The sequence below is a fragment of the Stenotrophomonas sp. GW821-FHT09E08 genome, from assembly GCF_059416125.1.
The window spans coordinates 100,210-113,800 of sequence record NZ_JBWKOO010000006.1; the positions used below are offsets into that span (position 1 = coordinate 100,210).

General features: G+C 66.9%; 13 protein-coding genes. 8 read left to right on the forward strand and 5 right to left on the reverse strand.

Annotated features, from left to right (window positions below):
• Positions 1-39: 39 nt before the first annotated feature.
• Together AC07M7_RS10040 and AC07M7_RS10045 are read right to left on the reverse strand one after the other, a co-directional pair.
• Entirely contained in the window at positions 40-843 is an 804-nt protein-coding gene (locus AC07M7_RS10040; RefSeq protein WP_337302218.1) for an SDR family oxidoreductase, read from the reverse strand.
• Positions 840-1,406 (reverse strand): DUF1415 domain-containing protein, encoded by a 567-nt coding sequence (locus tag AC07M7_RS10045; RefSeq protein WP_032129027.1) that lies wholly within the window; start codon positions 1,404-1,406, stop codon positions 840-842. Before AC07M7_RS10045 ends, AC07M7_RS10040 begins: the two co-directional genes overlap by 4 nt.
• Positions 1,407-1,599: 193 nt before the next feature.
• On the opposite strand from AC07M7_RS10045, the gene AC07M7_RS10050 reads away from it, so the two are divergent.
• The 3 genes from AC07M7_RS10050 to AC07M7_RS10060 all read left to right on the forward strand — a co-directional run bounded on the left by AC07M7_RS10050 (position 1,600) and on the right by AC07M7_RS10060 (position 5,510).
• The gene (locus tag AC07M7_RS10050) at positions 1,600-3,066 is read left to right on the forward strand and encodes a benzaldehyde dehydrogenase (protein ID WP_495207305.1); all 1,467 of its coding nucleotides are present in this window, start codon (positions 1,600-1,602) and stop codon (positions 3,064-3,066) included.
• Positions 3,067-3,083: 17 nt separating this feature from the next.
• The gene (locus tag AC07M7_RS10055; RefSeq protein WP_006393723.1) at positions 3,084-4,211 is read left to right on the forward strand and encodes an NAD(P)-dependent alcohol dehydrogenase; all 1,128 of its coding nucleotides are present in this window, start codon (positions 3,084-3,086) and stop codon (positions 4,209-4,211) included.
• Positions 4,212-4,412: 201 nt separating this feature from the next.
• Positions 4,413-5,510 carry a helix-turn-helix domain-containing protein gene (locus AC07M7_RS10060; protein WP_253078344.1) on the forward strand — a complete coding sequence of 366 codons (1,098 nt, stop codon included), beginning with the start codon at positions 4,413-4,415 and terminating at the stop codon, positions 5,508-5,510.
• 35 nt (positions 5,511-5,545) lie between these two features.
• On the opposite strand, the gene AC07M7_RS10065 is transcribed toward AC07M7_RS10060, so the two are convergent.
• Positions 5,546-6,028 (reverse strand): YajQ family cyclic di-GMP-binding protein, encoded by a 483-nt coding sequence (locus tag AC07M7_RS10065; RefSeq protein ID WP_006471121.1) that lies wholly within the window; start codon positions 6,026-6,028, stop codon positions 5,546-5,548.
• A gap of 179 nt (positions 6,029-6,207) precedes the next feature.
• On the opposite strand from AC07M7_RS10065, the gene AC07M7_RS10070 reads away from it, so the two are divergent.
• The 3 genes from AC07M7_RS10070 (at position 6,208) to AC07M7_RS10080 (ending at position 9,007) form a co-directional block, all read left to right on the forward strand.
• Positions 6,208-7,104, forward strand: a complete 897-nt coding sequence (locus AC07M7_RS10070; RefSeq protein ID WP_012512153.1) for a DMT family transporter — start codon at positions 6,208-6,210, stop codon at positions 7,102-7,104.
• Positions 7,105-7,313: 209 nt separating this feature from the next.
• A complete protein-coding gene (locus tag AC07M7_RS10075; RefSeq protein WP_495207306.1) occupies positions 7,314-8,321 on the forward strand; it encodes a methionine ABC transporter ATP-binding protein in 1,008 nt (335 codons plus the stop codon).
• Complete coding sequence (locus AC07M7_RS10080; RefSeq protein WP_046984997.1) at positions 8,318-9,007, forward strand: methionine ABC transporter permease; 690 nt, start codon at positions 8,318-8,320, stop codon at positions 9,005-9,007. The genes AC07M7_RS10075 and AC07M7_RS10080 overlap by 4 nt, the downstream gene beginning before the upstream one ends.
• Before the next feature lie 37 nt (positions 9,008-9,044).
• Here AC07M7_RS10080 and AC07M7_RS10085 read toward each other — a convergent pair whose 3' ends face one another.
• Positions 9,045-9,647 (reverse strand): lipocalin family protein, encoded by a 603-nt coding sequence (locus tag AC07M7_RS10085; protein ID WP_046984998.1) that lies wholly within the window; start codon positions 9,645-9,647, stop codon positions 9,045-9,047.
• Between the two features lie 127 nt (positions 9,648-9,774).
• Here AC07M7_RS10085 and AC07M7_RS10090 point away from each other — a divergent pair, with 127 nt between their 5' ends.
• Entirely contained in the window at positions 9,775-10,101 is a 327-nt protein-coding gene (locus tag AC07M7_RS10090; protein WP_046984999.1) for a hypothetical protein, read from the forward strand.
• Positions 10,102-10,170: 69 nt separating this feature from the next.
• Complete coding sequence (locus AC07M7_RS10095; protein ID WP_495207307.1) at positions 10,171-12,267, forward strand: prolyl oligopeptidase family serine peptidase; 2,097 nt, start codon at positions 10,171-10,173, stop codon at positions 12,265-12,267.
• 123 nt (positions 12,268-12,390) lie between these two features.
• On the opposite strand, the gene AC07M7_RS10100 is transcribed toward AC07M7_RS10095, so the two are convergent.
• Entirely contained in the window at positions 12,391-13,575 is a 1,185-nt protein-coding gene (locus AC07M7_RS10100) for a pyridoxal phosphate-dependent aminotransferase (protein WP_136639037.1), read from the reverse strand.
• Between the last annotated feature and the right edge of the window lie 16 nt (positions 13,576-13,591).

The window sequence follows — 13,591 nt, forward strand, 5'->3', positions numbered from 1 at the left end:
CAACCAAGGTTGGCCTCTACCGGGCGTCGCGCCTTGGGATCATTCGGCGTAGATCATCTTCCGGGTCATGCCGCCGTCCACGATGAAGTCCTGGCCGGTGGTGAAACCGGACAGCGACGACAGCAGGTACACCGCCAGTGCACCGATGTCTTCGGGGCGGCCGACCCGGCCCACCGGGTGTTGCGCACGGTCGATGGCTGAGTATTCCGGCGCGTGGCGCCGCGATGGTGCCTGCCACGCAGTGGTGCCGATCCAGCCGGGGCTGATGCTGTTCACCCGCACCGCCGGCCCGCTGCTGATCGCCAGCGCGTGGGTGAAGGCGACCAGTCCACCCTTGGCTGCGGCATAGGCTTCGCTGTGTGATTCGGATTGCCACGCGCGGGTCGAGGCGATGTTGATGATCGCGCCGGCAGCATTCGCCGAGAGTGCCGGCAGCGCATGCTTGCTGCACAGGAATGCACCATGCAGCGAGGACAGACGGCGCTGCCATTCGTTCCAGTCCATGTCCTGCAGCAACGTGCCATGCGGTCCAGCGATGCCCGCGTTGTTGACCAGCCCATCGATGCGACCGAAATGCTGCAGGGCTACGGCGATGAAAGCGCGCACGCTGGCTTCATCGGTGATGTCCAACGGTTGGAACGCGGCATCGTCGCCGCGCCGCCATTCCGCCAGGCACGCTTCGCCAGCCTCGGCGTCCAGATCGCCGATCAGCACGCGTCCACCGGCACCGAGCACGGCCTGGGCAATGCCACGGCCGATGCCGTTGGCGCCGCCGGTGACCAGCACAACCTTGCCCGACAGCGGCGCGGCCGGCCATGCGGCAATCGGCGGCACCGTGCTCACGTCAGGTCTTCGCCGCGCAGGCGGCGGTGCCAGCCGTCCACACCGATGCGGTCCAGGGTCTGGATGTTGCGCTCGACGATCACGTCCGGGTCCGGATAGACATCCACCGCGCGTGCCACGCTGTCTTCGCGCAGCAGGTGCAGGGTAGGGAAGGGCGCGCGGTTGGTGTAGTTGCTGGCGTCGTCTGCGGCCACGCCATCGAACTGGTAGTCCGGATGGAAGCTGGCCACCTGCAGGATGCCCTGCAGGTCCAGTGCCTCGATCGCTGCGTCGGCGTTGTCGAGGAAGTCGTTGTAGTCGAGGAAGTCGGTCAACACCTGCGGATGCACGATCAGGGTGGTGTCGATCTGCTCGGCCGGGGTATCGCGCAGCAGCACCAGCTCCTCGGCCAGCTGTTCAACCAGGGCTTCCGGCGTGGTCGCATCGCTGAGCACGATGCGGACCTGGTCCTTCACGTACACCGCCTTGGCGAACGGGCACAGGTTCAGGCCGATGACGATGCGCTCCAGCCACAGGCGGGTGGCGGCGATCGGGTCATCGGTGGGCAGGTGGGAATCGGTCATGGCGGGCACGTGGGCTGGCGGGGCCGCCATTGTAGGCAGTGTGCCGGTGCTGCGCTGTCCACTGTGCAGGAACTGGACAGTGGCGAAGCTGGAAATCCCTGACGATTCAAGTCGTTGCGCACTATCAATGGATGGCCGATTGCCAGCCCGGGGCGACGGGCGTGGAATGGATGCACGACACAGGAGGACACCCATGACTGCATCTTCCCCGTGGCTGCCGGACGCTCTCTGGGCCGGCGCCTTCTTCGATGGGCACTGGCAGGCCGCTGTGCAGCGGCAGCCGGTGATCGAACCGGCTACCGGCCAGTCGCTCGGCGAGATCGGCCTGGCGGACCCGGCGCAGGTGGCGCGTTCGGCAGCTACCGCTGCGCAGGCACAACGGGCGTGGGCCGCCGCACCGTATGAACAGCGCGCCGAGGTGCTGCGCAAGGCTGCGCGGCTGGCCGAGGAGAACATCGACACCCTCATCGACTGGTTGGTCCGCGAAAGCGGCTCGACCCGCCTCAAGGCCGGCTTCGAGGCCAAGGTGACGATCAAGGCGCTGCAGGAGGCCGCCGCTCTGCCGTCGCGCAGCGTCGGCGAGATCCTGCCCTCCGAACCGGGCCGGCTGAACCTGGCACGGCGCCGGCCGCTGGGCGTGGTGGGGATCATTTCGCCGTTCAATTTCCCGCTGTACCTGGCGATGCGCGCGGTGGCCCCGGCGATTGCACTCGGCAATGCGGTGGTACTCAAGCCCGATCCGCGCACGGCGGTGTGTGGTGGCGCGGTGATCGCGCGCTTGTTCGAGCAGGCCGGTCTACCGGCGGGTGTGCTGCACATGCTGCCGGGTGACGGTACGGCCGGTGCCGCACTGACCAGCGATCCGAACGTGGCGATGATCCAGTTCACCGGCTCCACCGCGGCCGGGCGCAAGGTGGGCGAAGCAGCGGGCAAGCACCTGAAGAAGGTCTCGCTGGAGCTGGGGGGCAAGAATTCACTGATCATTCTGGACGATGCCGACCTCGATCTGGCGGTGGCCAACACTGCGTGGGGTGTCTACCTGCACCAGGGCCAGATCTGCATGGCGACCGGCCGCGTGCTGGTGCACCGGAAGATCCACGGCGCGTTCCTGCAGAAGCTGGTGGCCAAGGCCAAAGCGCTCAAGGTGGGCGATCCTGCACGCGAGGACGTAGCAATAGGCCCGCTGATCAACGCCGGCCAGCGCGACCACGCCGCGCGCGTGGTCGAGCAGGCGGTACAGGCCGGCGCCACGCTGGAAGCGGGCGGCACGCACCGGGACCTGTTCTTCGCACCGACCGTGCTTGGCAACGTCGCGGCCGACAATCCGGCATTCAACGAAGAAATCTTCGCACCGGTGGCGGTGGTGGTGCCATTCGACGATGACGACGAAGCCGTGCGCCTGGCCAACGACAGCGAGTACGGACTGTCGATGGCGATCATCTCCAGCAATGTCGGCCGCGCGCTGAAGATCGGCGAACGCCTGCGCACCGGCCTGCTGCACATCAACGATCAGACCGTGAACGACGAGGTGATCAATCCCTTCGGTGGCGTGGGTGCGTCCGGCAACGGCACCAGCATCGGTGGCCCGGCCAACGGCGAAGAATTCACCCAGTGGCAGTGGCTGACCGTCAAGGGCGAAGCGCCCGCCTACCCGATCTGATCCAGGAGGATCCACGTATGAACATCGACACTGCAACCCGTGAGATCACCGCCGCCGTGGTGCGCGGCAAGGAACAGCCTTTCGTCATCGAGCAGGCCACGCTGCGCGGCCCGCAGGACGACGAAGTGCTGGTGAAGGTGGTGGCCACGGGCCTGTGCCATACCGACCTGATCGTGCGCGACCAGTACTATCCGGTGCCGTTGCCGGCGGTGCTTGGCCACGAAGGCGCCGGCATCGTTGAAGCGGTCGGGCCCAACGTCAAGGAGCTGAAGGCGGGAGATCATGTGGTGCTGACCTACGGTGCCTGTGGCCACTGCAATCCCTGTCGCGGTGGCCACGGCGCGTATTGTCGCGATTTCTTTGCGCTCAACTTCGGTGGCGACGATGGTCACGGCCATACCGCGATCACCGATGCGCAGGGCCAGTCGTTGCACGACCACTTCTTCGCACAGTCCTCGTTCGCCACCTATGCACTTGCACGCGAGATCAATGCAATCAAGGTGCCGGACGATGCACCGCTGGAACTGCTCGGCCCGTTGGGCTGTGGCATCCAGACCGGCGCGGGTGCGGTGCTCAACTCGCTGCAGGTGCGGTCCGGCAGCAGCTTCGCCAGTTACGGTGCCGGTGCAGTCGGCCTGAGCGCGGTGATGGCGGCCAAGGTGGCTGGCGCCACCACCATCATCGCCATCGATGTGGTGCCGTCGCGCCTGGAGTTGGCGCTGGAGCTGGGGGCCACCCACGTGATCAACAGCCGCGAGACCGATGTGGTCGAGGCCGTGCGTGCGATCACCGGCGGCGGCGCTGATTTTGCGCTGGAATCGACCGGTCGCCCGGAAGTGCTCTCCGCCGGCATCGAAGCGCTCGGCGGGCTTGGCATGATGGGCGTGGTCGGTGCGCCGAAGCTGGGCACCACCGCCAGTTTCGATGTGAACAACCTGCTGCTCGGCGGTCGCAGCATCCGCGGCATCGTCGAGGGTGACAGCGTGCCGCAGGTGTTCATTCCGCAGCTGGTGACACTGTTCCAGCAGGGCCGTTTCCCGTTCGACAAGCTGGTGAAGTTCTATCCGCTGGAACAGATCAACCAGGCCGCCGAAGACAGCACCCGTGGCATCACGTTGAAGCCGATCCTGCGCATCGCGGCGTAAGTGCAGGGTGGCACGGCTGGGTGCGGCCCCCCGCCTTGGACAGGTCTCCGCGATCTGTTGGACATGCGATGGGGTCGGAGCCGATTTCCGGAGGAAATCGGCTCCGACCCCCTTGATTGATTGGGTAAGGAATCCCTGGCGGAAACGTTCCGTTGCCGTGGCGTAACACGGGCATGGCGAACGCGGGTGTACTCTGCCTCCATGATGGCTTCCGCACTGGGACAACAACAGTTGGTGGCCGCCCGGGCGGCCTTCGCCGAGGGGGATGCGCGGTCATTGGGCCTCCTGCCCTTGCCGCTGCAGCAGTCGTGGCAGCGCTCGCGTGCGGCCGGTCTGCAGCCGGGGCAGGAGCCGGACTACCGGCCGCTGCTGGGCGATGGCCGCCATCTGTCCCATCCCGATGACAGACGCCTGGCGCGCTGCGTGCAGCCGGAGCTGCAACAACTCTGGGCGGCCTTCGGTGGGCGTGGCTGGACGATGTTCTGCGCCAACCGCGACGGCATGGTGGTCGCGCAGCAGGCGCATGGCCTGGAAGACGCGCCCCTGTTAAGGCCGATCCAGGTTGGCCGACGGCTGGGCGAGAGCGAAATCGGCACCACGGCACCGGCGGTCAGCCTGGCCGACGACCTGCCGGCGCTGGTGCGTGGCAACGAGCACTACCTGCAGCGTTTCGCCCCAGTGTTCTGCCTCAGCGAGCCGCTGCACGATCTCGACGGCAAGGTCTTCGGGGTGATCGACATCACCGGCCTGGGCGAGCGCGATCCGTCCTTGCTGCAGGGCTATTTCCGGCAGGCCGCGCTGGCCAGCGAGAACCGCCTGTTCCATGCCCTCACCGACGTGCACCTGCTGGCCGTGCAGCATGATCCACGCTGGCTGGCGTCACCGCTGCAGGGGCTGCTGGCGGTGCAGGAGGACGGCCAGCTGCGCGCGGCCAACCGCGTTGCAAGGCGCCTGTTGGGTCTGCCACGGCGCGGGCCGTTGCCGTTGCTGAGTCTGGAGGCGCTGTTTGCCGGTGCCAGTGCGGCGCAACGGCGTCGCCTGCTGCAACCGGGTGCGCCGCATCGGGTCCGTCTGGGCGAGGGCAGTGCGGTCTACCTGCAGCATCTGCAGGCACCGCGAGGTGCATTGCGGCGTGGCGCGCAGCAGAGTGCGCCGACAAACCCGGGTGCGCCGCAGCTGCGTGACCAGCAGCGCGAGGCGGCACGCCGTGCGGCACAGGCCGCAGACGGCAATCTCAGTCTGGCCGCACGCCAGCTGGGTATCTCGCGCACCACGCTGTACAAGCTGCTGCGCGATTGACCGGAAGGTCGCCGGGCATGGCCCGGCGGCATCCATCAGTCGCGGAAGTTGTTGAACTGCAGCGGCAGCTCGAACTTGCCGGCCTTCAGCACGGCGATGGCGTCCTGCAGGTCGTCGCGCTTCTTGCCCTGCACGCGCAGCTTGTCGCCGTTGATCTGGCTCTCCACCTTCAGCTTGGCATCCTTCAGTGCCGCGGCGATCTTCTTGGCGATCTTCTGCTCGATGCCCTGCTTGACGGTGATCTTCTGCCGGGCCTGCGCCAGGTTGGTTTCGATATCGCCGAATTCCAGGCTGAGCACGTCGATGCCGCGCGCGGCCAGGCGTGCACGCAGGATGTCGTTCATCTGCTTGAGCTGGAACTCGGTCGGCGCAGTCTGGTTGATGACATCGCCATCGCGTTCGAACTTGGCATCCACGCCCTTGAAATCGAAGCGGGTGGCGAGCTCGCGGTTGGCCTGGTCGATGGCGTTGGTCAGCTCGTGGGTGTCGACTTCGGACACGACGTCGAAGGAAGGCATGGGCGGTACTCCGCAGAATTCAGTGGCGGCCATTCTATCGCGCCGGCCTGCATGCCCGCTTTCTGTTGCCATGCTCGGCTGCTTTGTGAAGAGCAGCCGAGCATGGCTCGACTCTACAAGACGGCCAGCCAGGCTTGGCTCGGCGCTACATAAGAGCAACAGGCGGGCGATAATGGGCCATGAACCTGCAACGCTCTCCCTCGCGCGCGGTGACCTGGATGGTTGCGGCGGTCGCCTGTTTCTCGCTGATGGACGCTGGCATGAAACAGCTGTCGGCCAGCTATCCCACCCTGGAAGTGACCTTCCTGCGTGGCGCGGCCTCGCTGCCGTTCGTGCTGGTCTGGGTACTGGTCAGCGCCGGCCCGCGCTCGCTGATCCCGCGTCGCTGGGGGTTGCACCTGCTGCGTGGCGCGCTGGGCATGGCGATGATCGGCTGCTTCGTGTTCGCCCTGCGCGATCTGCCGCTGTCCACCGCCTACACCATCTATTTCGTCGCCCCGCTGCTGATCGCCGCGTTGTCGGTGCCGCTGCTGGGTGAACGGGTCGGCCCGCGGCGCTGGGTGGCCATCGGCATCGGCCTGATCGGCGTGCTGGTGGTACTGCGGCCGGGCGTGGACGGCTTCATCTCGGTGCCAGGGTTGATGGTGCTGGCGGCGGCCACCGCCTATGCCATCGCCGCGATCACGGTCAGCCTGCTGACCCGCACCGATACCTCGCAGTCGATGGTGGTCTGGTTCCTGGTGATCATGGCCATCGGCGCCGGCCTGCTGGCGATTCCGGGCTGGGTGCCGCTGCAGCTGGCGCATGCGCCGCTGATCGCCGGTATGGGGCTGGCCGGAGCGCTGGGCCAGATTGCCCTGACCAAGGCGTTCCAGCTGGGCGAGGCCTCGATGATCGCGCCGCTGGAGTACAGCGGCCTGGTCTGGGTGATCGGCTGGGATCTGGCCTTCTGGGGCCAGCTGCCGGATGGCTATACCTGGGTGGGAGCGGCGATCATTGTCGCCTCCGGCCTGTACCTGCTGCACCGCGAGCGGGTGAACCGGCAGGAGCCGCCGAAGCCGCTGGATCATCCCTGAGTCGGTTGGGCCGGGGAATGGGGTTAGAGCCCCTGCGGGGATCCGGCCCCGGGGTCGGATCCCGCAGGGGCTCTGACCCCAGCCAACGCTCCGGTTTGGGTGACTTAGAACCAAAAGGAATAACATTCTGGCCCATGGCGCGGGCGCGCAAGCCCCCACGCTGGTAGGCTGCACGCCCCCTTCCCCCACCCAGCCGGTGAGTCACGCCCGTGATCGAGTTCCAGCGCCTGCACAAATCCTATGCCGTTGCCGGCCGCGAAGTCAGCGCGCTGCAACCGCTGGACCTGACCATCGAGGCCGGAGAGGTGTTCGGCATCATCGGCCATTCCGGCGCCGGCAAGTCGACCCTGATCCGCATGATCAACCGCCTGGAAGAGCCCAGCGGTGGACGGCTGTTGATCGGCGGCGAGGATGTCACCGCGCTGGACCCGAACGGCCTGCGCACGCTGCGTCGGCGCATCGGCATGATCTTCCAGCACTTCAACCTGCTGTCTTCGCGCACGGTGGCGGGCAACGTCGCCTTCCCGCTGGAGCTGGCCGGTACGCCGAAGGCGGAGATCGACGCGCGTGTGGCCGAGCTGCTGCAGACCGTCGGCCTGGAAGCGCATGCGCAGAAATACCCGGCCCAGTTGTCCGGTGGCCAGAAGCAGCGCGTCGGCATCGCCCGTGCGCTGGCTACCCGCCCGCAGATCCTGCTGTGCGACGAGGCGACCAGTGCGCTCGACCCGCAGACCACCGCCTCGGTGTTGTCACTGCTGTCGAAGATCAACCGCGAGCTGGGCCTCACCATCGTGCTGATCACCCACGAGATGGACGTGATCCGCCGCGTCTGCGACCGCGTCGCTGTGCTTGATGCCGGCCAGATGGTCGAGACCGGCCCGGTCACTCGGGTGTTCCTGCACCCGAAGCATCCGACCACGCGCCGTTTCGTCAGCGAATCGGAGCACGTGGATGAAGGCGCGCTGCACCGCGATTTCGACGTCGTCGGCGGTCGCATCGTGCGCCTGACCTTCCTCGGCGGCGACACCTATGAACCCCTGCTCGGCAGCGTCGCCCGCCAGACTGGGGTCGATTACAACATCTTGTCCGGCCGCATCGACCGGATCAAGGACACCCCGTATGGCCAGCTGGTGGTCGCCCTGGTGGGCGGTGACCAGTCCGCCGCGCAGGCCGCATTCGTGGCCGCCGGCGTGCACGTTGAGGAACTGCGTCGATGATCGCCGCCACTGCTGAAGGTTTCTTCCGCCACCTGGATGCGGACAAATGGGTGGATATCGGCAAGGCGACCATCGAGACGCTGCTGATGATGGCCGGTTCGCTGCCACTGACTCTGGCCATTGGGTTGCCGATGGGCGTGTTGTTGTACGTGTTCGGGGCGCCGCAGCTGAAGCGCCGGCCCTTCGCCTACGGCGTGCTGGCGTTGGTGGTGAACCTGCTGCGCTCGGTACCGTTCATCATTCTGATGGTGGTGCTGATCCCGGTGTCGCTGTGGCTGATGGGCCAGTCGATCGGTGTGCTCGGCACGCTGCCCGCACTGGTCATCGGTGCGGCACCGTTCTACGCGCGGCTGGTCGAGACTGCTCTGCGTGAAGTAGACCGCGGTGTGGTCGAGGCGGCACAGGCGATGGGCGCCACCACCTGGCAACTGGTCAGCCGGGTACTGTTGCCCGAAGCTCGCCCGGGCCTGATTGCAGCCGCGACCGTGACCACGGTGGCGCTGGTCGGGTTCACGGCAATGGGCGGTGCGATTGGTTCCGGTGGCCTGGGCGACCTGGCACTTCGCGAAGGCTACCAGCGCAACCGTACCGACGTGGCCCTGGTCACCGTGGTGGTATTGCTGGTGCTGGTGCAGCTGCTGCAGATGCTCGGCGACCGCCTGGTCACGCATTACAGCCGCAAATAATCGGTTCGTCCGCCGGGCCATGCCCGGCGGCGCCATCTCAACGCACGTTCGGCACTTCGTAGCCCAGCTTGCCGACCTGCTCGGGGTGCTGCGGCACCCGCTTGAGCTTGTCGGTGTTGACGCCGTACTCGTCACGCAGGCGCTCGGCCAGCTCCTTGTACAGGGCTTTGTCCATGTCCGGAGTGCGCGAGAAGATCCAGGCCATCTCGCGACCCGGGTAGCCGATCAGCGCCCATGAGTAGTCCGGGGCCACTTCCAGCACGCGCGAATGCGTAGGCACCACGCGATAGAACCAGGTGCGCCAGCCATGGTTGCCGCTGTCCGGGTCGACGCTGGCGCGGGCGCGGACTTCCTGCAGGGGTTCGCCGAAGCCATCGCGGTAGCGGTAGGTGATGCCGACCTTGTGTTCGTCGCGCAGTTCGTACTGGTTGACGCTGGCGACATGGCCGCGTTCGATGAAGTTCGGTACGCGGCCGATCACGTACCAGGTGCCCATGAAGCGCTTCAGGTCGATCGGTTCGTCCAGGGCGGGAGCGCGCGTTGCGCTGGCACGGGGCGACGGCGGCTCACTGGCGGCCATGGCGGGGCCCGCCAGGGACAGGGCCAGCAGCACGGCGCAGAGCGGGCGGATCGAGGTCATGCGGGAGCGTGCTCCAGTGGGCTTGCACGCGCATGGTCGACTGTGTGCACGCGATCCGTCAATGGTGTCGCAACCTGTGAGAAGGGGCTTGCCCAAGCTGTGTTGCATTGTCTACCGGAGAAGCCCCATGAACGCACGTTCCGTCCTTCGCCCTGCAACTGAACGCGTCATCCTCGAGCGTGCCGACCCGCGCCTGCTGCGCAGCGTGCAGCAGTTGGCCCTGGCCGGCCTGGCGCTGGTACTGGTCTGGCCGGCCGCGCGCGGCAGCAGCGCCTGGCTGGGCTGGCTGCCGATGTGGCTGGTGGGCATGCCGCTGGTGGCCTGGTGGGCACTGCTGCGCTTCCCGTTGCCACGCCTGTCGTGGTTGCGGCTGGCACGTCGTACCGGTGGACAGGCGCGACGTCGCAGCGGCGGGACGCCTCGAGGCCGGCGCGGCTCGACGGCCACGGCCTGACCTTCGACACGGGGGCGGCCGCGACGTTCCGTGCTAGCGTTCCTGGGCTTATGACTGCCTGGAGCTGCAATGTCACGACTCGCTTCCGCCTGCCTGTTGGCCGGCATGATGACCGCTGCCTCGGTGGGGACCGCCGTGGCCGCTGAAGAAACCGATCGCTACGCCTGGCTGGAGGACGTCACCGGCGACAAGCCGCTGTCCTGGGTCAAGGAACAGAACGCCAAGTCCGAAGGGCGCCTGGCGCAGACCCCGGCCTTCAAGCAGATGGAGACCAGCATCCGTGAGGTGCTCGACTCCGATGCCAAGATTCCCGGCGTGCAGAAGATCGGCGACTACTACTACAACTTCTGGAAGGACAAGCAGCACGAGCGCGGCCTGTGGCGGCGCACCACGCTGTCCGAATACCGCAAGGCCTCGCCGCAGTGGGAAACCGTGCTCGACCTGGACGCGTTGAACAAGGCCGAGGGCGAGAACTGGGTCTGGCACGGTGCCGACTGCCTGCGCCCGGACTACAGCCGCTGCCTGATCGCGCTGTCGCGCGGCGGTGCCGATGCCGATGTCACCCGTGAGTTCGACCTGTCCAACAAGTCCTGGATCAAGGACGGCTTCTTCCGTCCGGAATCGAAGGGCGGCCTGAACTGGATCGACCGCGACACCGTATTCGTCTACACCGACTTCGGTGCCGGCTCGATGACCACCTCCGGCTACCCACGCGTGGCCAAGCTGTGGAAGCGTGGTACGCCGATGGCCTCGGCCAGCGTGGTGTACGAAGGCAAGCCGGAAGACATGTACATCGCGGCGATGCACGATGACACTCCGGGCTTCGAGCGCAACCTGGTCAGCCGCACCCTGGCCTTCTACAACAACGAGCTGTACCTGCGTGCCGACAACGGCACGCTGACCAAGATCGACGCGCCGAACTCGGCGGAGAAGGGCCTGCACAAGCAGTGGCTGACCCTGGAGCTGCGTGACGCCTGGACCGTAGGTGGCAAAACCTACGCCTCCGGCTCGCTGCTGGCGACCAAGCTCGACGATTTCCTGGCCGGCAAGCGTGATTTCGAAGTCCTGTTCACCCCGACCGCGACCACCTCGCTGGCCGGTGCGACCTGGACCAAGAGCCACCTGGTGCTGAACGTGCTCGACGACGTCAAGAACCGCCTGTCGGTGCTGACCCCGGGTGCCAGCGGCTGGCAGAAGAGTGAGTTCGTCGGTGCGCCGGCCTTCGGTACCCTGGCCGTGGGCGCGGTGGACAGCAACGACAGCGACGCCGTCTGGCTGACCGCCACGGACTACCTGACCCCGACCACGCTGGCACTGGCCGAGGTCGGGAAGGCGCCGGAAGTGCTCAAGACCATGCCGGCCTTCTTCGATGCCAAGGACAAGGTGATCGAACAGCACTTCGCCACCAGCAAGGACGGCACCCGCGTGCCGTACTTCGTGGTGCACGACAAGGCGATGAAGCTGGACGGTTCCAACCCGACCCTGCTGTACGGCTACGGTGGCTTCGAGATCTCGCTGACCCCGAGCTACTCCGGTGGCATGGGTCGCGCCTGGCTGGAAAAGGGCGGCGTGTACGTGGTCGCCAACATCCGTGGCGGTGGTGAGTACGGCCCGCGCTGGCACCAGGCGGCGCTGAAGCAGAACCGTCACAAGGCTTATGAAGACATGGCCGCCGTGGCGCAGGACCTGGTCACCCGCAAGATCACCTCGGCCAAGCACCTGGGCGTGCAGGGCGGCAGCAACGGTGGCCTGCTCACCGGCAACATGCTCACCCAGTACCCGGAACTGTTCGGTGCAGTGGTGGTGCAGGTACCGCTGCTGGACATGAAGCGCTACAGCCACCTGCTGGCGGGTGCCTCGTGGATGGCCGAGTACGGCAACCCGGACACCAGCGACTGGGAGTTCATCAAGACCTTCTCGCCGTACCATCTGTTCGACGCGAAGAAGACCTACCCGCCGGTGCTGTTCACCACCTCCACCCGCGATGATCGCGTGCACCCGGGCCACGCCCGCAAGATGGCGGCGAAGATGATCGACGCCGGCAAGGACGTGACCTACTACGAGAACATCGAAGGTGGCCACGGCGGTGCGGCCAACAATGCGCAGGCCGCGCACATGGCTGCACTGGCCTACAGCTTCCTGTGGGAGCGGTTGGGCGGCAAGTAAGCAGAACGGAATAAGCAGAACGGAAAACGCCGCCCCAGGGCGGCGTTTTTCGTTATCGGGTGGCGCCGGGCCATGCCCGGCGAGCGCGGAGCGCGGCAATATGCCGCCGGGCATGGCCCGGCGCTACCGGAATCGCTTCAACCCGCGTGCGATCCGCGCCACCGCTTCCTGCAACCGCGGCACTTCCTGGGTGTAGGCCAGCCGCACGTGCTGGTTGGCGCGGTGGAAGCCGAAATCCAGGCCCGGGGTGAACGCCACGTGTTCGGTTTCCAGGAAGTGCGCACAGAACGCCTGCGCGTCGTCGGTAAACGCGCTGACGTCGGCGTACAGGTAGAACGCACCCTGCGGTTCCACTTCGATGCGGAAACCAAGCTCGCGCAGGGCGGGCAACAGATAATCGCGACGCTCGCGGAACGCTTCGCGGCGCTGCTCGAAGATCGCCATCGATTCCGCGCTGAAGCAGGCCAGCGCAGCGTGCTGGGCGATGCTGGAGGCGCTGATGTACAGGTTCTGTGCCAGCTTCTCCAGGTCCGGCACCGCCGCCGGCGGCGCCACCAGCCAACCCAGCCGCCAGCCGGTCATGCCGAAATATTTGGAGAAGCTGTTCAGCACGAACGCGCTGTCATCCACCTGCAGCACGCTGGCTGCGTCCAGGCCGTAGGTCAGGCCGTGATAGATCTCGTCCACCACCAGGTGGCCGCCACGCGCCTGCAGGGCCTTCGATAGTGCGGCCAGTTCGTCGGCGGAGAGCACGGTGCCGGTCGGGTTGGCGGGTGAGGCCACCAGCGCGCCGACACTGTCGGCATTCCAGTGCTGTTCCACCAGCGAGGGAGTGAGCTGGTATGCGGTGTCCGGGCCGACCGGCACCAGCTGCGCGCCGCCTTCCACAAGGCGCAGGAAGTGGCGGTTGCAGGGGTAGCCGGGGTCGGCCAGCAGCCAGTGGCGGCCGGGATCGACCAGCAGGCTGCTGGCCAGCAGCAGCGCCCCGGAACCGCCGGGCGTGACCAGGATGCGTTCGGGATCGATGTCCAGCCCATAGTGGCTGCGATAGAAGCCACTGATCGCCTGGCGCAGGGCCGGCAGGCCGCGCGCGGCGGTATATCGGGTGTGGCCGGCGGCCAGCGCAGCCTGGCCGGCGCGTACGACCGGTTCGGCGGTGGTGAAGTCCGGTTCGCCGATCTCCAGGTGGATCACATCATGGCCGGCCTGTTCCAGCGCCTGTGCGCGGGCCAGCAGGGACATCACGTGGAACGGGGCGATTTCATGGCTGCGCCGGCTGTAGCCCGGCATGTGGGGCAGGGTGCTCATGCAGCCATGGTACGCG